Source organism: Streptomyces sp. R-74717 (assembly GCF_047305335.1).
GTDB lineage: Bacteria > Actinomycetota > Actinomycetes > Streptomycetales > Streptomycetaceae > Streptomyces > Streptomyces atratus.
The window spans coordinates 5,097,670-5,122,004 of sequence record NZ_CP102361.1; the positions used below are offsets into that span (position 1 = coordinate 5,097,670).

The window sequence follows — 24,335 nt, forward strand, 5'->3', positions numbered from 1 at the left end:
CGCTTCACCCTTCGGCTTGCCGGTAAACGATGGTGGTGCTGCCCACGACGATCCGCGAGCCGTCGCGGAGCGTAGCGCGGGTTGTGTGCTGCCCGTCTACCACGATGCCGTTGGTAGACCCGAGATCCTGGATCGTCGAGGGCGTTCCGGTCCGGATCTCACAGTGCCGGCGCGATACACCGGGGTCGTCGATCCGCACGTCGGCGTCGGTGCTGCGTCCCAGCACCAGCGTCGGGCGGGAGATCTGATGGCGGGTGCCGTTGATCTCGATCCAGCGCCGCACCTGCGCGTTCGGCAGGGGGCTGGGACTGGCCGGCGGGTGCCGGTCGGTACTGGGCGCCCCGGGCCTGCCCGCGCCCGGCGGCGGCGCCGCGGGCATGGGCGGGGCGGAGCTGGGCGGGTAGCCGTAGCCTCCGGTGGGCTGTGCAGGCCGCCCCGGGCCCGGGTAGGGGGGCTGGCCGTGCTGTCCCGGGTGGCTCTGCAGTCCTTGCCGGCCCTGGGGGTCCTGCTGCTGTGACGAACTCGACGCCAGGGTGCGGCTGCGCACCCGGTAGAGCCCGGTGTCGAGGTCGTCGGCCTTCTCCAGGTGGACCTTGATGGGGCCCATGAAGGTGTACCGCTGCTGCTTGGCGTAGTCGCGGACCAGGCCGGACAGCTCGTCGCCCAACTGGCCGGAGTACGGGCTGAGTCGCTCGTAGTCCGGGGTGCTGAGCTCGACGATGAAGTCGTTGGGGACGACGGTCCGCTCACGGTTCCAGATTGTTGCGTTGTTGTCGCACTCGCGCTGGAGGGCTCCCGCGATCTCGACCGGCTGGACCTCGGACTTGAAGACCTTGGCGAAGGTGCCATTGACCAGACCTTCGAGACGCTGCTCGAAACGCTTCATGACTCCCATGGGGCACCTCCTCCGTTGTAGTCGTCCCTGTACTGCTTACTGATCGTATCCACGCGTGGGGAAATCGGCTGGTTCCCCTTGTCTGCCCTGTGGATGAGTGTCACCTCTCACACGGATCGTAGAGGCGGCCTCCTGACAGTGTCCCGCACCCGGGGTGCACTGAGGAGGAGTGGGGGCGGCCGTACGGCGTTCCCGGTTCCCGCCAGGCGTTCGGTGAAACAACGGATGTGAATCCACCCTGTCCAGCGTGCTAATCTTCCGGATGTCGCCAGGCGCTCGCACCAAACGGTGAGAGAGTCTGGAAACACCACTCTTGCGCGAGTGGCGGAACGGCAGACGCGCTGGCTTCAGGTGCCAGTGTCCTTAGGGACGTGGGGGTTCAAATCCCCCCTCGCGCACAAGAGAGAAGCCCCACAGGCCAACGGTCTGTGGGGCTTCTTCGTTCCCGCGTTTAGTTTCACGTGAAACGCCGGATTCGGGGCGCCCTGTGGTGGCATGAGGCTTTCGGGGTTTGTGGGCTTAGTGGGGCTTGTGGGGGAGTCGAGGGGAGCCGCCGCAGCCCGCGGAGTCTTGATCTCCGCGGGCTGCTGTTCAGGTCCCGGCTCCCGCGGGCCCTGATCGGCTCTGCGTCGTACGACTCAGGCTGCGAGGCGGGCAGCGAGGGCCTTGGCCTTCTCTGCAGCCGCAGTGAACGCCTGGGCACGGGAGGCGTCGGCGAGCGGAATGAGCTCGGCCATCGAGGGCTGGGACCGGGCCAGCGTCAGTTCCGGGACGATGAAGTCGACCTCGGCGCCGAACATGTTCGTCAGCAGCTTCTCCAGGTAGTTCTGGACAAACTCGGCGTCCTCGCGCGGGGTGCCGGCGGCGTACGAGCCACCGCGGCTGGCGACGACGGTGATCGGGGTGCCCGTCACGGGGCTGTCCGGGCCCGCGTTGTGGCCGACGATGATCACCTGGTCGAGCCAGGCCTTCAGCGTGGACGGAATGCTGAAGTTGTACATCGGAGCGCCGATCAGAACGGCGTCCGCCGCTGTCAGCTCGTCTGCGAGCTCGCGGCGCAGCGGGTCCTCGGCGCCGGCGGCGACGGCAGCGGCGTCCAGGTGGGGCAGCGGGGCGGCGGCGAGATCGCGGTAGACAACCTGCCCGTCGGCGTGCTGCTCACGCCAGGCCTGAACAAAGGCGGCACTGACATCGCGCGACGCGGAGCCCTCGGGGAAGACGGCGGAATCGAGGTGCAGAAGTGTGGCCATGGGGTTCTCCACGGATATCCAGGGGTGACGGCGGGCCGATGCGGCAGGCCTTATTTTCGTTCGTACCTAGTAATAACATAGGTACTTACTTTTCATAAGTCCCGCACAGTGGCGCAGTACCCTGGGCTTATGGCGGAGCACAGCGAGCAGGCGTGTCAGCGGGTCGATGTGGGCATCACCCGCGTCTTCGAGCTGTTCGGCAAGCGTTGGACGGGGCCGATCGTCTCGGTGCTGATGCGGCAGCCGGTGCACTTCGCGGATCTGCGGCGGGCGATTCCGGGCATCAGTGAGCGCATGCTCTCGGACCGGCTTTCCGAGCTGGGTGCGGCCGGGCTGGTTGTCCGCGAGGTCGATGAGGGGCCACCCCTGCGGGTCTCGTACCGCTTGACCCGGGCCGGCGCCGCGATGGAGCCCGCGCTCAAGGAGCTGGCTCACTGGTCGAAGACATACCTGACCTCCGACGGCCCCTGCTGACGCGTGCCGGATACCGCGGGCGGGCGGGGGGCTGAGGATGCGTCCTGGTCGTCGCGCCGGTTGTAGTGGGCCGGAGGGCGTTCTGCCGGGTCAGGCCTTCGGCGTCTGAGGGGAGGTCGTGCTTGTGTCGCCCGCCGCGTTGTAGCGCAGTAGGTACTCCGCGAAGCCGGCGAGGTCGTCCGCCGTCCAGTCCGCGAGGCGCTCCTGGTGGGCGGAGCGGCGGCTGGCCTGCGTCGATGCGAGCGCCTGGGTGCCGGCCTCGGTGGGGTGCAGCACCTGGATGCGGTGGTCGTCCGGGTCCGGGTGTCGCTCGACCAGTCCCAGTTTCTCCAAGGCGCCGATCTGTCGGCTGACCGTCGATTTGTCCAGCATGTAGTGCGCGGCCAGATCCGTTGCGCGGCAGCCGTGCCGGTCGTCGATGTGCGCCAGCAGCGTGTAAGAGACCAGGGGTAGCTCTGGATGGAGGCGGGCCGCCGTGGAGCGCGCGCGGCGCGCGAAGGCGGTCAGTTCGCGCTGGATGACATCCAGTGATTCTTGGCGTTCTCCGGGGGTGCCTGGCACTGCTTCGCCTTCCTCTTCGCCTTCCTCGGAATTTCAGTTGTATAGTACAACGGATTAGGAGTTGTAAAAGCCAACTATTGAGGTGTTCCGAATGTCGTCAGGCCCGAGCGCCGCTGCCGGCTCCACCGCCGCCGCTCTGCGTCATGTGCTGAGCCATCTGGTCACGCCGCTGCTGATGTGCATCGGCATGGGGCTCGCCTACCTCGGGGCGTTCCACGCCCCTGAGCCGCACGATCTGCGGGTGGACGTGGTCGGGTCGGGGCCGAGCGCGCAGGTGCTCGCGCAGACGCTGCAGGACAAGGGTGACGGGGCACTGAGTGTGCGCACGGTCCCCGATCGTGCGACGGCTGTGAACCACCTCAGGACGCAGGCGAGTTACGGTGCCTACCTGCCGGGGAAGCACCCCGAGCTGCTTGTGGCCAGCGCGTCATCCGACACCAGCGCCACGGTGGTCGAGAAGGTCTTCACCAAGGTTGCGGCCGCGGAGGGGGACCCGCTGAAGGTGACGGACACGGCGCCGACCGCTGAGGGCGATCCGACCGGTCAGGGCATCTTCTTCCTGCTGGTCGCGGTGAGTATCGGCTCGTACGCATCGGTCGCGGTGATCGGTGGTGCGGGCGCGGTGCTGGCGCTGCGGATCAGGGCCGCTCTGACGGTTGCCGCGTCCCTGGCAGTGAGCGTGATCGGAGTGATCTTCGCAGGTCCGCTGTTCGGTCTCGTGGACCATGGACTCGGCGGTCTGTGGGCGATGGCCTGGCTCTACTCGCTGGGCATTCTGCTGATTGGCGTCGGACTGCACACCTTCCTCAAGCGGTGGACGACGCTCGGCGTGATGGTGCTCTTCGTGATGCTCAACTTCACGAGCTCCGGTGGCATCTTCCGGCCCGAGCTGCAGCCCGGCTTCTTCGGTGCGCTGCACTCCTTCTGGAACGGTGCGGGCTTCGTCGAGGGCGTACGCAGCCACGTGTACTTCGGCGGACACGCGCTCGGCCGGCATGTGCTGGTGCTCGCGCTCTGGTTCGTGGTGGGCCTGGCAGTGATGGGTGCGGCGGGGCTGGCCGAGGCGAAGCGGCGGAGGGCCGCCGTGGAGACGGCTCAGGTCGGCGCCGCCGTCGGGTCCGCCGAGGCCGGAGTAGCACAGGGACGGGGGCGGCACGTCAAAGCCGAAGCCCGGACCGAGGCGGACGACGAGGAAGAGCTGGAGGGAGAACTGGAAGAGGCGGCCGTCGGCGTCTGACCAGGACAGAGAGTTGTCCACAGGCCGTGAGGTGAGTTTTCCACAGGGGCAGACGGCTTTCGGCGGACGGCGGTACCTTCGTCGCAATTGATCTGCGACAGGGCATGGGGCCAGGAGCGCAGGGCGAAGGCGGGGGAGGCTGCGCGCCATGGGTGAAATCGAAGCGACAGTGCCGGTCCAGCGGGCTGTGACAGATGATCCGCGCATTCCGGTCGTGCCCGGATTCGCGCGTCGGGCGACTGCGGTGGGCAAGGGTGCGCCGCAGTCGCCCCGGGGGGCGGGCAAGGCGCTGCGGGAGAGGGTGCCCAGGGCCTCTCACTCCGCCCTTGATCTTCGGGCCGGGCGGCCCGATGCCGTGCAGGCGGTCGAGGAGTCGAGCCGGGGCAGGGTGCCCAGTCTCGCCCCGATCCGGGTGGGGCGGATGGCGGCCACACCGTTCGCGTTTCTGCGTGGCTCGGCCGGGCTGATGGCCCATGACCTGGTGGGCACGCCGGTCAGCGGGGTGGGCGCCCAGCTCTGCGGCGATGCGCACGCGGCCAATTTCGGGCTGTACGGCGATGCGCGGGGCAGCCTGGTCATCGATCTGAACGATTTCGACGAGACCGTGTTCGGCCCCTGGGAATGGGACCTCAAGCGCCTCGCCACCTCGCTCGTGCTCGCTGGGCGCGAGGCCGGAGCGGACGAGGACACCTGCCGCCAGGGCGCATACGACACGGTGGGCGCATACCGGCGGACGATGCGGCTGCTGGCCAAACTGCCCGCGCTCGATTCCTGGAACGCCATCGCGGACGAGGAGTTGGTCTCGCACACGGATGCGCGGGATCTGCTCGGCACCCTGGAGCGGGTCTCGGAGAAGGCCCGTAACAACACCAGCGCCCGCTTCGCTGCCAAGTCCACCGAGGATTCCGGGGACGGTGGACGCCGCTTCATAGACGCGCCGCCGGTGCTGCGGCGGGTGCCGGACGAGGAGGCCGCGGCAGTGGCGGCGGGACTCGGCGACTATCTGGGCACGATCTCGGAGGACCGGGTACCACTCCTCGCCAGATACGCGATCCACGACGTGGCGTTCCGGGTGGTCGGCACGGGGAGCGTCGGCACCCGGTCGTACGTGGTGCTCCTGCTCGATCACCGTGGCGAGCCCTTGGTGCTGCAAGTGAAGGAGGCGCGGCCGTCCGTGCTGGCGCCCTACCTCCCGGCTGTCGGGTTCGATGTGCCGGTGGTGGCACACGAGGGGCGCCGGGTGGTGCTCGGGCAGAAGCGGATGCAGGTCGTCAGCGACATTCTTTTGGGTTGGGCCACCGTCGACGGGCGCCCGTTCCAGGTGCGGCAGTTCAGGAACCGCAAGGGCAGTGTGGACCCGGCAGCACTGGCAGCCGACCAGGTCGACGACTACGGCCGGATGACCGGGGCGCTGTTGGCTCGGGCCCATGCGCACAGCGCCGACCCGCGGCTGATCGCGGGCTACTGCGGCAAGAACGAGGAGCTGGACGAGGCGGTGGCGGCGTTCGCGGTGACGTACGCGGACCGTACTCAGGCGGACCACGCGGAGCTGGTGCGGGCCATCGGTTCGGGGCGGATAGCCGCCGAACCGGGCGTGTGAGGGGGCATTGAGTCGACCGCGCGTCCTTGGGGCGTGGACGGTGGCCATACGCTGGACGGGTGACCCACGAAGCCGCCGGGGTGCCGACCACCCGGAACGACGATGACCGGCAGGAAAACGACCGGCAGCACGAGCAGGATGCGCAGCACGGAAGGCCGGCCGGTGCCGATACTGGTGCCGGTTCGGAAGCCGACGCTGCCGCTGGGACTGACGGCGGGACTGGCGGGGCTGCCGATGGAACTGCTGAGGGAGCTCGGCCCGAGGCTCGGCTCGCCAAGGCTGTGCGGGTGGCGGAGCAGGCGCTGATCGAGTTCGAGATCGCAGTGGAGACCTTCCGGGTCGAGGTCGAGAACTTCTCCCGGTTGCACCACCAGAGGCTCGGGCCGATGTACGCACGCCTCGATGAGCTCGATGCGCAGATCGCGGAGGCCCGGGCCGCCAGGACCGGTGACCCCGAAGACCTCCGCAAGGCGCAGGAGGCCCGGGCGATCGTGATGCCGATGCCGGGGGTCGACGAGCTGTTCCACGACTGGATCGACTCCGACGGGCTGTCCCCCGAGGCGGCGGCGATGCTGACCGATCAGCCGGTCCGGCCGCCCAAGCGGGTCCGGCCGACCGAGGAGGCGCGCAAGCTGTACCGCGAGCTGGCGCGCAAGGCCCACCCGGACCTGGCGCAGGACGAGGCGGAGCGGGCACGCCGGGAGGAATTCATCACCCGCGTCAACGCTGCTTATGGGCGCGGGGACGAGGCGCTGCTGATGGAGCTGGCGCAGGAGTGGGCGGCGGGGCCGGTGGTGCCGGAGGCGGAGCTCAGCGAGAGCGAGGAGCTCTATGCCCGGCTGAACTGGCTGACCCAGCGCAAGGAACTCCTGACGGTGCTCGCCCAGGAGCTCGAGGAGAGCGCGATCGGGGCCATGCTGCGGATGGCGCCCGACGATCCGGACCGGCTGCTCGACGAGATCGCCGATCAGCTGCTGGGCGAGGTCGCTCAGCGTGAGGCGGAGCTGGCGGGTCTGGTGCAGTAGCGTTCCCGGTGACTCTGGAGCGTACGTACGAGAGAAGGCCTGACCCATGAATTTCGCCCCGCTGCCCTCGGTTGATGTCGCGGCGGTTCCGTCGGACGGCTTTGTGCTGGACGTCCGGGAGAACGACGAATGGGCGGCCGGGCATGTCGCAGGCGCCCTGCACATTCCGATGAGTGACTTCGTGGGCCGTTTCGGTGAGCTGACCGAAGCTGCCGAGGACGGTCGGCGCGTGCATGTGATGTGCCGGGTCGGTGGCCGGTCCGCCCAGGTCACCCAGTATCTGGTGCAGCAGGGCATCGACGCCGTGAACATCGATGGCGGGATGCTCGCCTGGGACGGTGCCGGACGCCCGATGGTCACCGACAACGGCAACCCGGCTTTCGTGCTCTGAGACCAGGGCCGCTCTGCTGCCGGAGTGCTGGGCTGTTGGAGTGTCGAGCGGACGCTCGACCCGTGTTGTTCGAGGCACTGGCCGGTGTCAGCTGAGGAAGTGCGTGGCCAGTAGGTCGCCCAGTGCCTCCTCGTGTGCCGCCGCCGGGCCGAGGGAGAGCTCGATCTGCTTGGCCCAGGCATGGAAGCGGTGCAGCGGGTAGTCGGTGTCCGCGCCGAAGCCGCCGTGCAGATGCTGTGCCGTCTGCACGACCCGGCGGACACCGTCCGACGCCCAGATCTTCGCCACGGCAATGTCGCCCTCAGCGGGCAGCGCACCGCCGGCCCGGGTGGAGATTCGCCAGGCCGCCTGCCAGAGCGTCACTTCCATGGCCCGCAGGTCGATGTAACGGTCCGCGGCCTGTACGGCGACCGACTGGAAGGTCGCGACCGGAAAGCCGAACTGCTCGCGCTTGCCGGTGTATTCGCTCGTCATGGTCAGTACAGCCTCGCCCAGGCCCAGCGCGAGCGCGCACGTCCCGGTGATGAGCAGGGCGCGCAACCACTCCCAGGCCCCGACGGTGTCGATCAGCGCACGGCTGTCGATCCGTACCGAATCCAGCCGGACCTCGGCGAACAGCTCACCGCTGGTGGAGACCTGCTCGGCGAGAGTGACGCCGTCGTGGGCGGACCGGATCAGGGCCACAACGGCCCGGCCCTCGCTCGTGTGGGCAGGAACCGCGATCCAGTCCGCGGCCTGCGCCCACGGCACCCCTGACTGCACCCCGTCGAGCACCCAGCCCGCAGCATCACCGTCGGCGTCGCCGGGGGTGTTGCCAGGCCCCTCGCCAGGCCGGTTGCTCGCGGGGGCGTCTTGGCGGGCGGTGACGGCGAGCTCGGCCGGATCGTGGCCGGTGCGGCCGTTGGCCCCGACAGTGAGTACCAGCTCGCCCCGGCCGACCCGGGGCAGCAGCTCGGCGGCCAGCCCCGCGTCGCCGTAGCGCTGGAGCACCATTGCGACCGCGCACGTCTCCAGCAGCGGCACCCGCGCAAGTACCCTGGCGGACTCGCGCAGCACCAGACAGAGCGCGACGAGATCGAGCCCGGCCCCGCCGTGTTCCGGCGGCAGCGTCAGACTCAGCAGGTCGCCTGCGGCGAGCCCGGCCCACAGAGGCCGGTCGATGTCCTCGGCCACCGCTCCCGGTACGAGAGCGGGGCTGGGCACCCCGTCGGGCGCAGCGCCCGAGAAGACCGCTCTCGCTGCCTCAGCGGCTGCCTGCTGTTCCTCGGTGAAGGTGAAGTCCACTGCCCTGGCCTCCCGCGAACCGCTGCTCCCGTACCAATACCTGACGGGTCGTCAAGATAGAACAGGTTCTATGAGAAGGGAACAGGAGGAAGGAGACGGAGAGCGGGCGCGGTCAGCGGTCGAAGTCGAGCTCCACCTCCGGAGTGACGGGATGCGACTGGCACGCCAGCACATAGCCGGCGCCCGTCTCTTCGGGCTCCAGCGCGAAATTGCGGTCCATCCGTACCTCGCCCGAGACCAGGAACGCCCGGCAGGTCCCGCACACACCGCCCTTGCAGGCGTACGGCGCGTCGGAGCGGCTGCGCAGCACGGTCTCCAGCAGCGATTCGCCCTCCTGTACCGGCCATGTGCCGGAGCGGCCGTCCAGAGTCGCGGTGAGGCTGCTGTGAGCAGGCGTTTCGGCCCGGGTGCGGGCAGATGCGTTCAGGCCGTTGTCCACATGGAAGATCTCCTGGTGGATACGGGCTCGGTCGACGCCCAGGCCGTGCAGCGCGCGTTCGGCGGCCTGTACCAGTCCGAACGGCCCACACAGATACCAGCCGTCCACCTCCGGCACGGGCAGCAGCGCGGGCAGCAGCTCGGTGAGCCGGTCCTCGTCCAGTCGGCCGGAAGGGAGACCTGCCTGCTGCTCCTCCCGGGAGAGCACCGTGACCAGCTGGAACCGGTCCGGATAGCGGTCCTTGAGGTCGGCGACCTCGTCCAGGAACATCGTCGAGACCGCCGTCCGGTCGCTGCGGATCAGACAGAATCTGGCGTCGGGCTCCCGCGCCAGCAGTGTCGCCGCGATCGACAGCACCGGGGTGATCCCGCTGCCCCCGACGATCGCCGCGAAATGTCCGGCGCGGGGCGTGAGCACGAAGCGGCCCATCGGGGGCATCGACTCGATCAGGTCACCGACGGCGAGTTCCTTGAGCGCGTACATGGAGAACACGCCTCCGTCGACGAGCCGAATGCCCACCCGTAGCGCCGGATCCGACGGTTCCTCTGTGGCCGGGGAACAGATCGAGTATGAGCGGCGGATCTCCCCGCCGTCGACGCTGTAGCGCACATTGAGGTGCTGGCCGGGCTTGTGGCGGAAGGTCTCGCGCAGCTCGGGCGGCACGGCGAAGGTGACGGCCACCGAATCGTCCGTGAGCCGTTCGATCGCGCGGACCCGGAGCGGATGGAACATCTACAACTCCTTGAAGTGGTCGAACGGTTCGCGGCACGTCACACAGCGGCGCAGTGCCTTGCATGCGGTGGAGGAGAACCGGCTCAGCAGCTCCGTGTCGGTCGAGCCGCAGTGCGGGCAGCGGACCGAGAGCGTGAGCGGCACCGGGCCGCCCGCGGGGGCCGTCGTATGGTGCGGGCGCGGGGGCGCGATGCCGAACTCGGCCAGCTTGCGCCGCCCTTCCGCGCTGATGTCGTCCGTGGACCAGGCAGGCGAGAGCACGGTGACCACGGAGACTTCCGGTATGCCGTGGTCGTGCAGCACCCGCTCGATGTCGGCGGACATGGCCTCGATCGCCGGGCAGCCGGTGTAGGTCGGGGTGAGGCGCACCGTGACCTTGCCGTGCGCCACCACGTCCACGCCCCGGAGCACCCCCAGCTCGTCCAGGGTCAGCACGGGCAGTTCGGGATCGGGTACGGAGCCTGCCAGCCGGTGCAGCTCCTCCTCCAGGAGCGTTTCGGTCACCATGACGCCCCCGGGTGGCTGCGGTGCAGGTGCTGCATCTCGGCGATCATCCGGCCGAATGGTTCGGTGTGGATGCCCTGGCGTCCCGCGCCCGCCGTCCATGCTCCGGACTGCGGGCCGGCCGGTACGGTCAGTGTGGCCTGCTGCAGCACTGCGGTGACGGACTCCAGCCAGCCGCTGTTCAGCGTCTGCCAGCCGATCTCGAGGCCCTCGACGGGCTGGAACAGCTCGCCGGTGAACCGCCACAGGGCGTTGGCCCCGCGCTGCATCCGCTCATGGCTCTCGGCCGTGCCGTCGCCGAGCCGCAGCGTCCAGTGCTCCGCGTGGTCCTGGTGGTAGGCGACCTCCTTGACCGCCTTCGCCGCCAGCCCGGCGAACGGACTCTCACCGGCTGCCAGCTGCTCGTAGAGCAGTCGCTGGTACGTGGAGAAGTAGAGCTGGCGGGCGATGGTGTGGGCGAAATCGCCGTTCGGCTGCTCGACCAGTTGGACGTTGCGGAAGGCGCGCTCCTCGCGCAGATACGCCAGCTCGTCCTCGTCCCCGACAAGGGAGAGCAGCACCCGGGCCTGTCCCAACAGGTCCAAGGCGATGTTGGCCAGGGCCACTTCCTCTTCCAGTACGGGGGCATGGCCCGCCCACTCCCCCAGCCGGTGAGAGAGCACCAGCGCGTCGTCGCCCAGGGCGAGGGCCGCGGTCACAGGTGCTTCACCCCTTCCGGGATCTCGTAGAACGTCGGATGCCGGTACGGCTTGTCACCGGCCGGCTCGAAGAAGGAGTCCTTCTCGTCGGGCGAGGAGGCCGTGACCTGTGCGGACGGGACCACCCAGATGGAGACGCCCTCGGAACGGCGCGTGTACAGATCGCGCGCGTTGCGCAGGGCCATTTCCGCGTCCGGGGCGTGCAGGCTGCCCGCGTGGGTGTGGGACAGTCCGCGGCGCGAACGCACGAACACCTCCCACAGCGGCCATTCGGTCGAGCTGCTCATGCTGTTGCCTCCCCGTTCCGTACTGCTGTGTGCTTCTCGGCGTACGCAACCGCCGCGTCCCGGACCCAGGAGCCCTCCTCGTGCGCCCGGCGGCGCTGGGTGAGGCGCTGCTCGTTGCACGGGCCGTTGCCCTTGAGGACCTCCTGGAACTCCTGCCAGTCGATCGCCCCGAAGTCGTGCTGTCCACGCTCCTCGTTCCACCGGAGGTCCGGGTCCGGGAGGGTGAGCCCCAGCGCCTCGGCCTGTGGGACACAGATGTCCACGAAGCGCTGCCGCAGCTCGTCGTTGGAGTGCCGCTTGATCTTCCAGGTCATCGACTGCGCCGAGTGGGCCGATGCGTCATCCGGCGGACCGAACATCATCAGGGACGGCCACCACCAGCGGTTCACCGCGTCCTGCGCCATCTCGTGCTGTGCCAGGGTGCCGCGGCTGAGGGTGAGCAGCAGCTCGTAACCCTGACGCTGGTGGAAGGACTCCTCCTTGCAGATGCGGACCATCGCCCTGGCGTACGGGCCGTAGGAGCAGCGACAGAGCGGAACCTGGTTGGTGATTGCGGCGCCGTCCACGAGCCAGCCGATCGCGCCGACGTCTGCCCAGGTCAGCGTCGGGTAATTGAAGATCGATGAATACCTTTGGCGGCCTGCGTGGAGCTTGTCGAGCAGTTCCTCGCGGCCGGTGCCGAGGGTCTCCGCGGCGCTGTACAGATAGAGCCCGTGTCCGGCCTCGTCCTGCACCTTGGCCATAAGGATCGCTTTGCGGCGCAGCGAGGGCGCTCGCGAGATCCAGTTGGCCTCCGGCTGCATTCCGATTATTTCGGAGTGGGCATGCTGGGCCATTTGCCTGACCAGTGAGGCACGGTACGCATCCGGCATCCAGTCGCGCGGCTCGATGCGCTCGTCCGCCGCCACCGCAGCATCGAAGGCCGCCTCCAGGGCCTCGTCCGCCCCTTCGGGCCTGCCTGCTCCTGCCTGCGCTGTCTGGTCCGCAGTCACTGCCGTCATCCCGGACTCCCTACCGACCGACCGATCGTTCGGTTCAATGTCTTCAATGGTGAGTCGGCGGCCCGTAGGGTGTCAACCCTGTGGATAACTCACCGGGGATCGACGGGGATCGGGGCGGGATGGATTCGTACGACGACAGGGGTGTCGGGAGCGGGAACGGGAGCGCCGGGCCAGGGCCGGGGCAGCGCGAGGACGCGTCGTCCGGCGCCGGTCGGGGGGCGGGTCAAGGCCCCCGTGTCGGCATGGCTGCCCTCTCACTTCCGTACCAGATCGTTGCCGCGATCGCACTGTCGGTCATCGGGCTGGTCGCCTGCGCTCAGCTGGCCATGGTGTTTCTGCACGTCGCACCCTCCAATACCCTGACCAAGCAGCACGGCGAAGCGGTCGACGACTGGATCTATCCCGAGTTCGAGCAGAACTGGAAGCTCTTCGCCCCGAACCCGCTTCAGCAGAACGTGGCCATTCATGTACGAGCCGAGATAGCCGGCGCCGACGGCCGCCGCACCACCCCCTGGATGAGTCTCTCCGGTGAGGACGGCAAGGCGATACGCGGCAATCTGCTCCCCAGCCACGTCCATCAGAACGAGCTCCGTCGTGCCTGGGACTTCTATCTCGGTTCCCATGACAACGAGAACCGGGCGAACGGCCCGCGCGGTGAGCTCTCCGAGCGTTACATCCGACGCATCGCGATGCTGCGCCTCGGCGAACACGACTACGGCGGCACCGTCGAGCGCATCCAGATCCGTTCCGAGGTGCGGTCCATCGCGGCGCCCGGATGGAGCGAGGAGAAGATCAGCACGGAGCCGTCCTACCGGGTGCTGCCGTGGTGGACCGTCACCCCCGCCGACCTTCCCGAGAACGCCAAGGGGGCGGACAAGTGAGTACGTTCACCTTCGATCGCAAGCTCGTCCGCACCATCCAGCGCATCACTTCCTCGGCCCTGGGCCCGTACCAGACCGCCGTCATCCGGATCGGTTTCTCCGCCACCTATCTGCTGTTCCTGCTGCGCGAACTGCCGCACCGCCACGAGATGTACGGACCCGACGCGCCGTGGAGCTGGGACATGGCGCAGCAGCTCATATCGGGCAATCAGGCTTTCACCACGCTCATGTGGTCGGACAGTACGGTCTGGTTCGAGATCGTGTACGTGGTTGCTCTGCTCTCCGCCGCGCTGCTGATGGTCGGCTGGCACACCCGCGCCATGTCGGTCCTCTTCATGGCCGGTGTGCTCTCCCTGCAGAACCGCAGCATTTTCATGGGCGACGGCGGCGACAACGTCATCCATCTGATGGCGATCTACCTCGTGCTGACGCGCTGCGGGCAGGTTTGGTCGTTGGATGCACGGCGTGCGGCGCGTGCGGTCCGTGTGGCGGTTGTGGATGCGGAAGACGATGGTCCGCGGCGTTCGGTGCGGGGGGACGCGGCCGGTCCGGTTCTCTGGGTGGTGCTCGGCCTGGTTCTGACCGTGGCCACTGTGACAGATGGCCTCGGCGGTACCTGGTGGCTGCCGGTTCTCTTCTGGATCCTCTGGGGCGGCCAGGGTGCCTGGTGGGCCGTGAATCGCTACGCGCCGCACAGCGAAGCGCGCACCCTGCTGGATGTCGTCGCCAATCTCGCCCACAACGCGACTCTCGTCGTGATCATGGCCGAGGTCTGTCTGATCTACGCGACAGCAGGGTGGTACAAGATCCAGGGTTCGCGGTGGCAGGACGGCACAGCGCTGTACTACCCGCTCAAGCTCGACTACTTCACGCCTTGGCCCGGGCTGTCGGACATCCTCGCGTCCAACGGTGTCATGGTGATGCTGCTGACGTACGGCACGGTCGTCGTCCAGGTTGCCTTCCCCTTCACCCTGTTCAACCGCCGGGTCAAGAACGTCCTGCTCGTCGTCATGATGTGTGAGCATGTCGGCATCGCCCTGCTGCTCGGGCTGCCGTTCTTCTCGATGGCGATGATCGCCGCCGACTCCGTCTTCCTGCCGACCGTCTTCCTGGTGTGGCTCGGCGGCCGGGTGACTCTCGGGCGGGAGCTGCTGTTCTCGCGCAGGGGCAAGGTGCCGGGGCAGCGGCGTGCCGTCGATGACGAGGAGGCTCCGCAGCACAGCGGCGACGGGGGCCATACGCTCGTCGGGTGAGTAGTGAGAGCGGCAGCAGTAGCAGCACCGGTAGCACCGGCAGTACCGGCGGGGATTCATTGACCGAAGAGTCCGGAGGGCTCGGACGCGAACCGTCCGTGGGATCCGTGCCGGCGACGGAACCCATGCAGTACGACGACGGATTCGGGACGGAGATCGGCGTCGGGCCGCATCCGCTGCCTTGGCCCGTGGGCGAGCGGTACGACCCCGAGCTGCTTGCCCACGGTGACCGGCGCAACGTGGGCGATGCCTACCGGTACTGGACACGGGAGGCGATCGTCGCCGATCTGGATCTGCGGCGGCATGACTTCCATGTGGCGGTCGAGAACTGGGGCCACGACTTCAATATCGGCTCCGTGGTGCGCACCGCGAACGCCTTCCTCGCCAAGGAGATCCACATCGTGGGGCGGCGGCGCTGGAACCGGCGCGGTGCGATGGTCACCGACCGGTACCAGCATGTGCGGCACCACCCCGACACGGAATCGCTGACCGCGTGGGCGGCGGCGGAGGGGGTGCCGATCATCGGGATCGACAATCTGCCGGGGGCGGTGCCGCTGGAGCGGACCGAGCTGCCGCGGCGGTGTGTGCTGCTCTTTGGACAGGAAGGGCCCGGGCTGACCGAGGAGGCCCGAAAGCACGCGGCGATGGTGTGCTCCATTGCGCAGTTCGGGTCGACGCGGTCGATCAATGCGGGGGCTGCGGCTGCGATTGCCATGCATGCGTGGGTGCAGCGGTATGCGGAGATTCCGGGGGGCGGGACGGGAGTAGGGGTCCGGGCCCCTGGGCGAGGGCTGGGGTTCTGAGGTGGGTGGGGCGGCGGGTGTGGGCGCGGGCGCGGGTGGACGCCTGCGGCGGGTCTGGTTCCCTACCTGCCCCCTCCCGTAACCGGGGGCTCCGCCCCCTCCCGGACCCCCCACTCCTCAAACGTCGGAGAGGCTGATTGGGGAGCCCGGAAGATGATTGGGCGGAGGAGCGGAGGATTACGCCTGGCGGCGGACTTCCACCATGCGGAAGCGGCTTGCTACGAAGGCTCCGTCACACAGGGCCGCGTTCGCTGCCGGGTTGCCGCCCGAACCGTGGAAGTCGGAGAACGCCGCGGTCTGGTTGACGTACACCCCGCCGGTCAGGTTCAGCGAGAGCTGGGCCGACTCTTCCAGGCAGACGTCCTCCACCGCTCGCTCCACCTCCGGTGAGGTGGTGTACGCGCCTACCGTCATCGCGCCCTTGTCGCGGATCGTGCGGCGGAGCACCTCCACGGCGTCGGCTGTCGAGTCGACCGCTACTGCGAAGGAGACCGGTCCGAAGCACTCGGACAGGTAGTGCTCCTCGTCGTCGGGCTTGGTGCCGTCCAGTTTGACGACGACGGGGGTGCGGACCACGGCGCCGGGGAATTCCGGGTTGGCCACCTCGCGGGAGGGCAGGGCGACTTCGCCCAGGTCCGCGGCTGCTTCCAGGCGGGCCTTCACACCGGGGTTGACCAGGGCGCCGAGCAGTGCGTTCGCCCGGGCGTCGTCGCCCAGCAGTCCGTTGACCGCGGCGGCGATGTCGTCGACGACTTCGTCGTACGTCTTGTCGCCGGCATCGGTCGTGATGCCGTCCCGGGGGATCAGCAGGTTCTGCGGGGTGGTGCACATCTGGCCGCTGTACAGCGAGAGGGAGAACGCCAGGTTGGCGAGCATGCCCTGGTAGTTGTCGGTGGAGTCGAGGACGATCGTGTTGACTCCGGCCTTCTCCGTGTAGACCTGGGCCTGGCGGGCATTGGTCTCCAGCCAGTCGCCGAAGGCGGTGGATCCGGTGTAGTCGATGATCTTGATCTCGGGGCGGACCGCGAGGGTCTTCGCGATGCCTTCGCCCGGCCGCTCGGCCGCCAGAGCTACCAGGTTGGGATCGAAGCCCGCCTCGACGAGCACCTCGCGGGCCAGTTGCACCGTGAGCGCGAGCGGAAGCACGGCGCGCGGGTGAGGCTTGACCAGGACGGGGTTGCCGGTGGCCAGGGAGGCGAAGAGGCCCGGATAGCCGTTCCACGTGGGGAACGTGTTGCAGCCGATCAGGAGCGAGATGCCGCGGGGTGCCGCGGTGAACGACTTGTGCAGTTGGAGCGGGTCGCGCTTGCCCTGCGGCTTGGACCAGTCGGCGCTCTGCGGGGTGCGGATCTGCTCCGCGTACGCGTACGCCACCGCCTCCAGACCGCGGTCCTGGGCGTGCGGGCCGCCCGCCTGGAACGCCATCATGAAGGCCTGGCCGCTGGTGTGCATCACGGCGTGGCCGAACTCATGGGTCCTGGCACTGATCCGCGCGAGGATTTCCAGACAGACCAGGGCCCTGGTGTCGGGGCCTGCCGCACGCCAGGCGGCCATGCCCGTACGCATCGCCGGCAGCAGGACGTCCAGGTCGGCATGCGGATATTCGACGCCGAGCTCCGGTCCGTACGGAGAGGTCTCTTTGCCCGTCCAGCCGTCGGTGCCCGGCTGGTCGAGGTCGAGCCGGGTGTGCAGCACGGCGTCGAAAGCTGCCTTGCCCTCGGCGGCGCTCAGGCTGCCGGGGGCGCCGCCCTCGCCGTATGCCTTCGGATGCTCGGGATGCGGGGACCAGTAGGCGCGCGTACGGATCGCGTCGAGGGCCTGGTCGAGCGTGGGGCGGTGCTTCTCGGACAGCAGGTGCGGGGAGAGCTCGGCGGCCATGACGGACCAACTCCTCATCGAGCTGGGCAGGGACGGGCGGACAGAGTTAGAGTAACCGAACGATCGGTCGGGACAAGGGGGCCCGCCAAACCTGTGGACAACTCGTAGGGGAGGATCGCGGACATGACCACGGCCAAGCGGGACACGTACACCCCGGAGACTCTGCTCACCGTCGCCGTCCGTGTCTTCAACGAGCGCGGCTACGACGGCACGTCCATGGAGCATCTCTCCAGGGCGGCGGGCATCTCCAAGTCGTCCATCTATCACCATGTCGCGGGCAAGGAGGAACTGCTCCGCCGTGCGGTCAGCCGGGCTCTGGACGGGCTCTTCGGAATCCTCGACGAGCCGGGAGCGACGCAGGGGCGTGCGATCGAGCGGGTCGAGTACGTCACCCGTCGTACCGTCGATGTGCTGATAGCCGAACTGCCCTACGTCACGCTGCTGCTGCGCGTACGGGGCAATACGAAGACCGAGCGCTGGGCCATGGAGCGGCGGCGCGAGTTCGACCATCGGGTGACCGATCTGCTCAGGGCGGCGGTCGCGGACGGCGATCTCCGCTCCGACGTGGACATACGGCTGGTGACACGGCTGCTCTTCGGGATGGTCAACTCCCTGGTGGAGTGGTATCGGCCGCAACCGGACGGCGGCGTCGACGGGGAGCGGCTGGCGGACACGCTCGTCCGGGTGGCCTTCGAGGGGATGCGGTCCAGCCGCTGAGCCGTTGACGGCCGGACAGGCCCAGACCACCATCCTTCGGCATGACCGCTGCCTTGCGTGCTCCTGTTCTGCGGGTTTCCGGGATCCTGTCCGCTGCCGTGCTGCTTGCGGCCGTGTCGCTGACCGGATGCGGTGGGGGCGACGGTGACGGAGGGGCCGGCGTGGACGGACGCGGCGGCCGGAGTGCGACCGAGGCTGCGGCGCAGGACGATTTCGGCTGTCTGACGTCGGAGGAGGCGAGGGCTGCTTCCCTCACCTTCAAGTCCGCGGACGGGACCGAGACCGGCGCCTATGTACCGGGCGGTGCGAGCGGCGGCGGGACCGACGCGGGGATCGTGCTCGCGCACCAGTCCGACGGCACCGCCTGCCAGTGGAAGGACAGGGCCGACGAACTGCACCAGGCCGGCTATCGGGTGCTCGCGGTCAATTCGGCGGGCCAGGAGGTCTCCGAGATCGTCGGGGCGGCCGGGTACCTGCGCGGCAAGGGCGCGAAGAAGCTGCTGCTGATGGGGGCGTCCAAGGGGGGTACCGCCGTGCTCACCGCTGCACCTGTCATACGGCCGCAGCCGGACGCGGTGATCGCGCTCTCCGCGCCGACGGTGTACTCCTCAATGAACGCTTTGGACGCCGTCCCGAAGCTGGCCGCGCCGGTGCTCTACATGGCCGCCGAGTACGACGAGTCCTTCGGGGAGGATGCGAAGGCGCTGAACGAGGCCAGCACCAAGGCGTCGGAGCACAAGCTGATCTACATCAGGGGTGCGGGCGAGCACGGGGTGGCGCTGCTCGACAGCGTGGAGAACTGGGCCACGGTCCAGGCATTCCTCAAGAAGTACGGTTCCTGAAAAAGTTCCGGTTCCGATTCGGATTGCTGGTTCCCGTTCACGGGTTCCCGTCAGGTCAGCTCGGTGGGTCTGGCCTGGCCCGGGGCCAGGTCCGTCTCCTCGAACACCAGAAGTGTGCGGGTGGAGAGCACCTCCGGGATGGCCTGGATCCTGGTCAGGACCAGCTCGCGCAGCGACCGGTTGTCCGGGGTGTGCACCAGCAGCAGGACATCGAAGTCCCCGCTGACCAGTGCGATGTGCGTGGCCCCCGGCAGCGCCTGGAGCTGCTCGCGCACGGTGCGCCAGGAATTCTGGACGATCTTGAGAGTGATGTACGCGGAGGCGCCCTGCCCCGCCCGCTCATGGTTCACACGTGCGCTGAAACCGCGGATCACGCCGTCGTCGATGAGCCGATTGATCCGGGCATACGCGTTGGCCCGGGACACATGGACGCGATCGGCCACCGACCGTATCGAGGCACGGCCGTCCGTCTGGAGCAGTCGCAGGATGTCGCGGTCGATGGCGTCGAGCGGGCGCGCGGGCGGAACCTGGCCGGGGTCCTCGCCCCCGTCGGCCATTTGTTCAGCTGACATGTGCCCCCGCCTCCCTGTCCTGGACGACCTGCCTCTATCCCAGGCTGTGGAGAACCGTTTGTCCACAGGCTGAAGGTGCCTGTAGCCAAAATGCGCTCACGACCGAACAATCGGTAGGTGAGGCACGCCACATCAGTGCCTCGGACAGCGCTCGACATTTCGATGCATTTCGACACCCCTCGACATCGGACGATCCCTCGATGTCGCCAGACGCCGCTCGAAAACCCCTCGATGCCAGGAGGTGCTTGTCATGACGGTCCAAGAGCTGCCCGGCGCGGCCGCTTACCGGCCCACGCCGCCCCCGGCCTGGAAGCCGCTCACCGATCCCGCGCCGCTGCTCCCGGACCCCGAGCCGTACCGCGTGCTCGGTACGGATGCCGTGGCCGATGCCGACCCCGAACTGCTGCTGCGGCTCTACACGGAGCTGGTGCGCGGACGGCGATACAACGCGCAGGCCACCGCTCTCACCAAGCAGGGCCGGCTCGCCGTCTACCCGTCGAGCACGGGGCAGGAGGCCTGCGAGATAGCGGCCGCGCTGGTGCTGGAGGAGCGGGACTGGCTCTTTCCCAGCTATCGCGACACGCTGGCGGCCGTGGCGCGCGGTCTGGACCCGGTCGAGGCACTGACGCTGCTGCGCGGCGACCGGCACACCGGTTACGACCCGCGCGAGCACCGCATCGCCCCGCTCTGCACCCCCCTCGCCACCCAGCTGCCGCACGCGGTGGGCCTGGCACACGCGGCGCGCCTCAAGGGCGACGACGTGGTGGCGCTGGCCATGGTCGGTGACGGCGGGACCAGCGAGGGTGATTTCCACGAGGCGCTGAATTTCGCGGCCGTCTGGCGGGCCCCGGTGGTCTTCCTCGTACAGAACAACGGCTTCGCGATCTCCGTACCGCTGGCCAAGCAGACCGCTGCTCCGTCCCTGGCGCACAAGGCCGTGGGATACGGGATGCCGGGCCGGCTGGTGGACGGCAATGACGCGGCCGCCGTGCATCAAGTCCTCGGTGAGGCGGTCGCGCGGGCCCGGAGCGGTGGCGGTCCTACGCTCGTCGAGGCGGTGACGTACCGCATGGACGCCCATACGAACGCCGACGACGCCACGCGCTACCGCGTCGACAGTGAAGTGGAGGCGTGGCGTGCACACGATCCCATCCAGCTCCTGGAGCGGGAGCTGACCGGACGGGGGTTGCTCGGCGACGACGGGATCGAGGAGGCGCGCGCGGCCGCGGAGCGGATGGCTGCCGCTCTGCGCGAGCGGATGAACGCCGATCCGGTGCTCGACCCGATGGATCTCTTCGCCCATGTCTACGCGGAGCAGACCACGCAGCTGCGGGAGCAGGCCGCCCGACTGCGTGTCGAGCTGGAGGCCGAGCAGGGCCGGCACGGCCACAACGACCTGGAGGAAGGGCGATGACCACCGCAGCGGCTCCGGCCGGAGAGCGGACGGCGAAGGCCAAACCCGCCACCATGGCGCAGGCGCTCGGGCGAGCGCTGCGCGACTCGATGGCCGAGGACCCGACGGTGCATGTCCTCGGCGAGGACGTCGGCACGCTCGGTGGGGTCTTCCGGATCACCGACGGTCTGGCGAAGGAGTTCGGCGAGGACCGTTGCACGGACACCCCGCTGGCCGAAGCGGGCATCCTCGGTACGGCCGTCGGCATGGCTATGTACGGGCTGCGGCCCGTGGTGGAGATGCAGTTCGATGCCTTTGCCTATCCGGCGTTCGAGCAGCTCATCAGCCATGTCGCAAAGATGCGGAACCGGACGGCCGGTGCCATGCCGTTGCCGATCACGGTCCGGGTGCCGTACGGCGGCGGGATCGGCGGGGTCGAGCATCACAGCGACTCCTCGGAGGCGTACTACATGGCGACGCCCGGCCTCCATGTCGTCACGCCCGCCACGGTCGAGGACGCGTACGGGCTGCTGAGGGCCTCGATCGCCTCCGACGATCCTGTGGTCTTCCTGGAGCCGAAGCGGCTCTACTGGTCGAAGGCGGACTGGTCGCCCGAGGCGCCGGTGGCCGTGGAACCGATCGGACGGGCAGTCGTCCGCCGGCCCGGGCGCAGCGCGACGCTGATCACGTACGGGCCGTCGCTGCCGGTCTGTATGGAGGCTGCGGAAGCGGCTGTCGAAGAGGGCTGGGATCTCGAAGTCGTCGACCTGCGCTCACTGGTGCCGTTCGACGACGAGACCGTCGCCGCTTCCGTGCGGCGTACGGGGCGCGCCGTCGTCGTCCATGAGTCATCCGGTTTCGGCGGTCCGGGCGGCGAGATCGCGGCCCGGGTCACCGAGCGCTGTTTCCACCATCTGGAGGCGCCGGTGCTGCGGGTCTCCGGGTTCGACATTCCGTATCCGCCGCCGATGCAGGAGCGGCACCATCTGCCGGGCGTGGACCGGGTGCTCGACGCGGTCGCCCGCCTGCAGTGGGAGGCGGAGAGCTGATGCCCCAGGTATTCGAGTTCAAGCTGCCGGACCTCGGCGAGGGGCTCACCGAGGCGGAGATCGTGCGCTGGCTGGTGGAGGTCGGCGATGTCGTCGCCATCGACCAGCCGGTCGTCGAGGTCGAGACGGCCAAGGCGATGGTGGAGGTGCCGTGCCCTTACGGGGGCGTGGTGACCGCTCGGTTCGGCGAGGAGGGAACGGAACTTCCGGTCGGGGCGCCGCTGTTGACGGTGGCGGTGGGATCCGAGGGAGCCTTGGGGCCAGTGGGACTGGCGGACTCCGGGTCGGGCTCGGGGGCTGAGGCTGGGGCGGTGGTATCGACTGTGGGGCCGGGAGCCGGTTCAGGCGGGTCCGGTTCCGGGTCCGGTGAGGCGGAGGCGTCCGGCAATGTGCTGGTCGGGTACGGGACGGGCGCACCGGTGGCGCGCCGCCGACGGGTCCGTCCCGAGGCGATGGCGGCGTCTGTTGCCGCACATGTGACGGCTGCGGCTGCGGTTTCTGCGGCTGTTCCGGACGCGGTGCAGGGGCCGGTGGCCGTCGTCTCCCCGCTGGTGCGGAAGCTGGCGCGGCAGCATGATCTCGATCTGCGGCAGCTGGCAGGTTCCGGGCCCGACGGGCTGATCCTGCGCGCCGATGTCGAATCCGCCATCAGGGCACTCACAGAGGGGGCGCCCGCTCCCGCGCCGACCTCGGCCGCGGTCTCGGTGCCGGAGTCGGAGTCGGTCTCGGCGGTACAGCCGTCGGTGCCGTCGGTGGCGCAGCCGGCTGCGAGTCCGGCCGTGGAGCGGATTCCGTTGCGCGGTGTGCGGGGCGCGGTCGCCGACAAGTTGGCGCGCAGCCGACGGGAGATCCCCGATGCCACGTGCTGGGTCGACGTCGACGCCACCGAGCTGATGGCGGCCAGATCCGCGATGAACAGTGCCGGTGGTCCGGCCGCCGGGCCCAAGGTGTCGGTGCTCGCCCTACTGGCGCGTATCTGCACCGCTGCGCTGGCCCGGTTCCCCGAGCTCAACTCCACGGTGGACCTGGAGGCGCGGGAGATCGTGCGGCTGCCGGAGGTCCATCTCGGGTTCGCGGCCCAGACCGAGCGGGGCCTGGTTGTCCCCGTCGTACGGGACGCGCAGGCTCGGAACGCGGACTCCATCGGGGCCGAGATCGCCCGGCTGACCGAGGCGGCCCGGACCGGGAGGCTGACCCCGGCGGAGCTGACCGGCGGCACGTTCACGCTGAACAACTACGGGGTGTTCGGAGTCGACGGTTCGACCCCGATCATCAACCACCCGGAGGCGGCGATGCTGGGCGTCGGCCGGATCGTGCCCAAGCCGTGGGTGCACGAGGGCGAGCTGGCCGTACGCCAGGTCGTCCAGCTCTCGCTGACCTTCGACCACCGGGTCTGCGACGGCGGTACGGCGGGTGGCTTCCTGCGCTACGTGGCCGATTGCGTGGAACAACCGGCGGTGCTGCTGCGCGTGTTGTAGGCGTAAAGGGGTGCGGGCTCCCGTTTCCTCCCCTCACTGATCCACTGGATTGCGGACGGGGAGGATCAACGGGAGGCTGCGGCCCGCATACTCGGATGCATGACCGCGTATGACGCCATCGTCCTTGCCGGAGGGGCCGCCAAGCGGCTCGGCGGCGCCGACAAGCCCGGAATCCGGGTCGGTGGCCGCGCGCTGCTCGACCGGGTACTGGCGGCCTGCGCCGATGCCTCGACCACCGTGGTGGTGGGAGGGCGGCGGCCCACCGTGCGCGCAGTGACCTGGACGCGCGAAGAACCACAGGGCGGCGGCCCGTTGGCCGCGCTCGACGCCGGGGTCCGGCGCACCACCGCGGACTGGGTTCTCGTACTCTCCGCCGATCTGCCGTTTCTCGGGGAGAGCACGGTCGGGGTGCTGCTGGCCGCCGCCGGTGAGGGGCAGCAGGAGGGGGCCCTGTGCACCGATCAGGGCGGTCGTGACCAGCCCCTTGTCGCCGTGTACCGTGCTGAACCGCTGCGCCGCGAGCTCGCCCTGCTCGCCACCGAGCACGGCAGTCTGTCCGGACTCCCCTTGCGGTTGCTGACGAATGAACTCGACCTTGCCCGGGTGGAGGCCGGCCCCCTCGCCTCCTTCGACTGCGACACCTGGGAGGACATCGCGTCGGCCCGGTCACGTATCAGAGAGCATGGGACCGTGCTGGACGAATGGATCAACGCAGTCAAGGACGAACTGGGCATCGAAATCGACGTCGACACCGACGTCCTGCTCGATCTCGCCCGTGACGCCGCCCACGGCGTCGCCCGGCCCGCCGCGCCCCTGACGACCTTCCTGGTCGGGTACGCGGCGGCGAAGGCGAGCAGCGACGGAGACGGACCGGCGGCGGTGGCCGAGGCCGCCCGCAAGGCTGCCGCGCTCGCACTTCGGTGGGCGGACGAGAACGAGACGCAATGACAGCCCATAACGGCAGGTCCGACCCGCCTCCGGCGGCCGATGTCGCGTCGGTGGACGTCGGGCCCTCGGCGGACGTGGGGCCCTCGGCAGGTGTTGGGCCTTCGGCCCGTGACCGTCCGGCGTCGGCCGACCGAGGGCTGGAT

At 69.1% G+C, this 24,335-nt stretch carries 25 protein-coding genes and 1 tRNA gene; 15 read left to right on the top strand and 11 right to left on the bottom strand.

The annotated features are described in order from the left end of the window. Positions 1-4: 4 nt before the first annotated feature. Positions 5-895 (bottom strand): FhaA domain-containing protein, encoded by an 891-nt coding sequence (locus NRF20_RS23255; RefSeq protein WP_398628370.1) that lies wholly within the window; start codon positions 893-895, stop codon positions 5-7. Between the two features lie 315 nt (positions 896-1,210). Here NRF20_RS23255 and NRF20_RS23260 point away from each other — a divergent pair. After that, positions 1,211-1,293: transfer RNA gene (locus NRF20_RS23260), tRNA-Leu, on the top strand. Positions 1,294-1,533: 240 nt separating this feature from the next. On the opposite strand, the gene NRF20_RS23265 is transcribed toward NRF20_RS23260, so the two are convergent. Continuing rightward, positions 1,534-2,145 (bottom strand): FMN-dependent NADH-azoreductase, encoded by a 612-nt coding sequence (locus NRF20_RS23265; protein WP_413753208.1) that lies wholly within the window; start codon positions 2,143-2,145, stop codon positions 1,534-1,536. Between the two features lie 129 nt (positions 2,146-2,274). Here NRF20_RS23265 and NRF20_RS23270 point away from each other — a divergent pair, with 129 nt between their 5' ends. Next, entirely contained in the window at positions 2,275-2,619 is a 345-nt protein-coding gene (locus NRF20_RS23270; RefSeq protein WP_114245490.1) for a winged helix-turn-helix transcriptional regulator, read from the top strand. Positions 2,620-2,709: 90 nt separating this feature from the next. On the opposite strand, the gene NRF20_RS23275 is transcribed toward NRF20_RS23270, so the two are convergent. Beyond that, positions 2,710-3,180 (bottom strand): MarR family winged helix-turn-helix transcriptional regulator, encoded by a 471-nt coding sequence (locus NRF20_RS23275; protein WP_413753209.1) that lies wholly within the window; start codon positions 3,178-3,180, stop codon positions 2,710-2,712. A 91-nt stretch (positions 3,181-3,271) separates the two neighbouring features. Here NRF20_RS23275 and NRF20_RS23280 point away from each other — a divergent pair, with 91 nt between their 5' ends. From NRF20_RS23280 to NRF20_RS23295, 4 genes are all read left to right on the top strand, one after another. Continuing rightward, a complete protein-coding gene (locus NRF20_RS23280; RefSeq protein WP_398628367.1) occupies positions 3,272-4,417 on the top strand; it encodes a hypothetical protein in 1,146 nt (381 codons plus the stop codon). 148 nt (positions 4,418-4,565) lie between these two features. Next, the gene (locus NRF20_RS23285; protein ID WP_398628366.1) at positions 4,566-6,017 is read left to right on the top strand and encodes a DUF2252 domain-containing protein; all 1,452 of its coding nucleotides are present in this window, start codon (positions 4,566-4,568) and stop codon (positions 6,015-6,017) included. A gap of 59 nt (positions 6,018-6,076) precedes the next feature. After that, positions 6,077-7,042, top strand: a complete 966-nt coding sequence (locus tag NRF20_RS23290; protein ID WP_398628365.1) for a J domain-containing protein — start codon at positions 6,077-6,079, stop codon at positions 7,040-7,042. Between the two features lie 46 nt (positions 7,043-7,088). Then, on the top strand, positions 7,089-7,433 hold the full coding sequence (locus NRF20_RS23295) for a rhodanese-like domain-containing protein (protein WP_266359861.1): 345 nt from the start codon (positions 7,089-7,091) through the stop codon (positions 7,431-7,433). Positions 7,434-7,520: 87 nt separating this feature from the next. On the opposite strand, the gene NRF20_RS23300 is transcribed toward NRF20_RS23295, so the two are convergent. The 6 genes from NRF20_RS23300 to paaA all read right to left on the bottom strand — a co-directional run bounded on the left by NRF20_RS23300 (position 7,521) and on the right by paaA (position 12,378). Continuing rightward, positions 7,521-8,717 carry an acyl-CoA dehydrogenase family protein gene (locus NRF20_RS23300; protein WP_398628364.1) on the bottom strand — a complete coding sequence of 399 codons (1,197 nt, stop codon included), beginning with the start codon at positions 8,715-8,717 and terminating at the stop codon, positions 7,521-7,523. A 112-nt stretch (positions 8,718-8,829) separates the two neighbouring features. After that, positions 8,830-9,888, bottom strand: coding sequence for a 2Fe-2S iron-sulfur cluster-binding protein (locus NRF20_RS23305; RefSeq protein ID WP_413753210.1), 1,059 nt, complete (start codon positions 9,886-9,888; stop codon positions 8,830-8,832). Then, positions 9,889-10,395, bottom strand: a complete 507-nt coding sequence (gene paaD, locus NRF20_RS23310; RefSeq protein WP_413753211.1) for a 1,2-phenylacetyl-CoA epoxidase subunit PaaD — start codon at positions 10,393-10,395, stop codon at positions 9,889-9,891. Beyond that, complete coding sequence (paaC, locus tag NRF20_RS23315; protein ID WP_413753212.1) at positions 10,389-11,090, bottom strand: 1,2-phenylacetyl-CoA epoxidase subunit PaaC; 702 nt, start codon at positions 11,088-11,090, stop codon at positions 10,389-10,391. Before paaC ends, paaD begins: the two co-directional genes overlap by 7 nt. After that, the gene (gene paaB, locus NRF20_RS23320) at positions 11,087-11,377 is read right to left on the bottom strand and encodes a 1,2-phenylacetyl-CoA epoxidase subunit PaaB (protein ID WP_093548044.1); all 291 of its coding nucleotides are present in this window, start codon (positions 11,375-11,377) and stop codon (positions 11,087-11,089) included. Before paaB ends, paaC begins: the two co-directional genes overlap by 4 nt. Continuing rightward, positions 11,374-12,378: a 1,2-phenylacetyl-CoA epoxidase subunit PaaA gene (gene paaA, locus NRF20_RS23325; protein ID WP_413753213.1), complete on the bottom strand. Its 1,005-nt coding sequence runs from the start codon at positions 12,376-12,378 to the stop codon at positions 11,374-11,376. Before paaA ends, paaB begins: the two co-directional genes overlap by 4 nt. Before the next feature lie 119 nt (positions 12,379-12,497). On the opposite strand from paaA, the gene NRF20_RS23330 reads away from it, so the two are divergent. From NRF20_RS23330 to NRF20_RS23340, 3 genes are all read left to right on the top strand, one after another. Next, on the top strand, positions 12,498-13,259 hold the full coding sequence (locus NRF20_RS23330; protein WP_398628359.1) for a DUF5819 family protein: 762 nt from the start codon (positions 12,498-12,500) through the stop codon (positions 13,257-13,259). Continuing rightward, positions 13,256-14,512, top strand: a complete 1,257-nt coding sequence (locus NRF20_RS23335) for an HTTM domain-containing protein (protein WP_413753214.1) — start codon at positions 13,256-13,258, stop codon at positions 14,510-14,512. The genes NRF20_RS23330 and NRF20_RS23335 overlap by 4 nt, the downstream gene beginning before the upstream one ends. A gap of 125 nt (positions 14,513-14,637) precedes the next feature. Beyond that, positions 14,638-15,315, top strand: coding sequence for a TrmH family RNA methyltransferase (locus tag NRF20_RS23340; protein ID WP_413753215.1), 678 nt, complete (start codon positions 14,638-14,640; stop codon positions 15,313-15,315). A 177-nt stretch (positions 15,316-15,492) separates the two neighbouring features. Here the strand turns inward: NRF20_RS23340 and paaN are convergent, their stop codons facing one another. Further along, positions 15,493-17,193 (bottom strand): phenylacetic acid degradation protein PaaN, encoded by a 1,701-nt coding sequence (gene paaN, locus NRF20_RS23345; protein ID WP_413753216.1) that lies wholly within the window; start codon positions 17,191-17,193, stop codon positions 15,493-15,495. A 123-nt stretch (positions 17,194-17,316) separates the two neighbouring features. Between paaN and NRF20_RS23350 the strand changes: the two genes are divergently transcribed. Together NRF20_RS23350 and NRF20_RS23355 are read left to right on the top strand one after the other, a co-directional pair. After that, positions 17,317-17,910: a TetR/AcrR family transcriptional regulator gene (locus tag NRF20_RS23350; protein ID WP_266359883.1), complete on the top strand. Its 594-nt coding sequence runs from the start codon at positions 17,317-17,319 to the stop codon at positions 17,908-17,910. A gap of 41 nt (positions 17,911-17,951) precedes the next feature. After that, positions 17,952-18,752 (top strand): alpha/beta hydrolase family protein, encoded by an 801-nt coding sequence (locus NRF20_RS23355; RefSeq protein WP_413753217.1) that lies wholly within the window; start codon positions 17,952-17,954, stop codon positions 18,750-18,752. 50 nt (positions 18,753-18,802) lie between these two features. On the opposite strand, the gene NRF20_RS23360 is transcribed toward NRF20_RS23355, so the two are convergent. Continuing rightward, positions 18,803-19,309, bottom strand: coding sequence for an Lrp/AsnC family transcriptional regulator (locus tag NRF20_RS23360; protein ID WP_398628606.1), 507 nt, complete (start codon positions 19,307-19,309; stop codon positions 18,803-18,805). 265 nt (positions 19,310-19,574) lie between these two features. Here NRF20_RS23360 and pdhA point away from each other — a divergent pair, with 265 nt between their 5' ends. From pdhA to NRF20_RS23380, 4 genes are all read left to right on the top strand, one after another. Beyond that, positions 19,575-20,738, top strand: a complete 1,164-nt coding sequence (gene pdhA, locus NRF20_RS23365) for a pyruvate dehydrogenase (acetyl-transferring) E1 component subunit alpha (protein WP_398628354.1) — start codon at positions 19,575-19,577, stop codon at positions 20,736-20,738. Next, positions 20,735-21,766, top strand: a complete 1,032-nt coding sequence (locus NRF20_RS23370; RefSeq protein ID WP_093895001.1) for an alpha-ketoacid dehydrogenase subunit beta — start codon at positions 20,735-20,737, stop codon at positions 21,764-21,766. Before pdhA ends, NRF20_RS23370 begins: the two co-directional genes overlap by 4 nt. Continuing rightward, positions 21,766-23,244, top strand: a complete 1,479-nt coding sequence (locus tag NRF20_RS23375; protein WP_413753218.1) for a dihydrolipoamide acetyltransferase family protein — start codon at positions 21,766-21,768, stop codon at positions 23,242-23,244. The genes NRF20_RS23370 and NRF20_RS23375 overlap by 1 nt, the downstream gene beginning before the upstream one ends. A 99-nt stretch (positions 23,245-23,343) precedes the next feature. Further along, positions 23,344-24,192: an NTP transferase domain-containing protein gene (locus NRF20_RS23380; RefSeq protein ID WP_398628352.1), complete on the top strand. Its 849-nt coding sequence runs from the start codon at positions 23,344-23,346 to the stop codon at positions 24,190-24,192. Positions 24,193-24,335 lie beyond the last annotated feature (143 nt).

Coding starts and splice junctions, on each gene's coding strand:
- paaN (WP_413753216.1), bottom strand. CDS start 17,193: ATGGCCGCCGAGCTCTCCCCGCACCTGCTGTCCGAGAAGCACCGCCCC.
- paaB (WP_093548044.1), bottom strand. CDS start 11,377: ATGAGCAGCTCGACCGAATGGCCGCTGTGGGAGGTGTTCGTGCGTTCG.
- NRF20_RS23255 (WP_398628370.1), bottom strand. CDS start 895: ATGGGAGTCATGAAGCGTTTCGAGCAGCGTCTCGAAGGTCTGGTCAAT.
- NRF20_RS23375 (WP_413753218.1), top strand. CDS start 21,766: ATGCCCCAGGTATTCGAGTTCAAGCTGCCGGACCTCGGCGAGGGGCTC.
- NRF20_RS23285 (WP_398628366.1), top strand. CDS start 4,566: ATGGGTGAAATCGAAGCGACAGTGCCGGTCCAGCGGGCTGTGACAGAT.
- NRF20_RS23295 (WP_266359861.1), top strand. CDS start 7,089: ATGAATTTCGCCCCGCTGCCCTCGGTTGATGTCGCGGCGGTTCCGTCG.
- NRF20_RS23360 (WP_398628606.1), bottom strand. CDS start 19,309: ATGGCCGACGGGGGCGAGGACCCCGGCCAGGTTCCGCCCGCGCGCCCG.
- NRF20_RS23330 (WP_398628359.1), top strand. CDS start 12,498: ATGGATTCGTACGACGACAGGGGTGTCGGGAGCGGGAACGGGAGCGCC.
- paaA (WP_413753213.1), bottom strand. CDS start 12,378: ATGACGGCAGTGACTGCGGACCAGACAGCGCAGGCAGGAGCAGGCAGG.
- NRF20_RS23370 (WP_093895001.1), top strand. CDS start 20,735: ATGACCACCGCAGCGGCTCCGGCCGGAGAGCGGACGGCGAAGGCCAAA.
- NRF20_RS23380 (WP_398628352.1), top strand. CDS start 23,344: ATGACCGCGTATGACGCCATCGTCCTTGCCGGAGGGGCCGCCAAGCGG.
- NRF20_RS23305 (WP_413753210.1), bottom strand. CDS start 9,888: ATGTTCCATCCGCTCCGGGTCCGCGCGATCGAACGGCTCACGGACGAT.
- NRF20_RS23340 (WP_413753215.1), top strand. CDS start 14,638: ATGCAGTACGACGACGGATTCGGGACGGAGATCGGCGTCGGGCCGCAT.
- NRF20_RS23355 (WP_413753217.1), top strand. CDS start 17,952: ATGACCGCTGCCTTGCGTGCTCCTGTTCTGCGGGTTTCCGGGATCCTG.
- NRF20_RS23265 (WP_413753208.1), bottom strand. CDS start 2,145: ATGGCCACACTTCTGCACCTCGATTCCGCCGTCTTCCCCGAGGGCTCC.
- paaD (WP_413753211.1), bottom strand. CDS start 10,395: ATGGTGACCGAAACGCTCCTGGAGGAGGAGCTGCACCGGCTGGCAGGC.
- NRF20_RS23270 (WP_114245490.1), top strand. CDS start 2,275: ATGGCGGAGCACAGCGAGCAGGCGTGTCAGCGGGTCGATGTGGGCATC.
- pdhA (WP_398628354.1), top strand. CDS start 19,575: ATGACGGTCCAAGAGCTGCCCGGCGCGGCCGCTTACCGGCCCACGCCG.
- NRF20_RS23280 (WP_398628367.1), top strand. CDS start 3,272: ATGTCGTCAGGCCCGAGCGCCGCTGCCGGCTCCACCGCCGCCGCTCTG.
- NRF20_RS23350 (WP_266359883.1), top strand. CDS start 17,317: ATGACCACGGCCAAGCGGGACACGTACACCCCGGAGACTCTGCTCACC.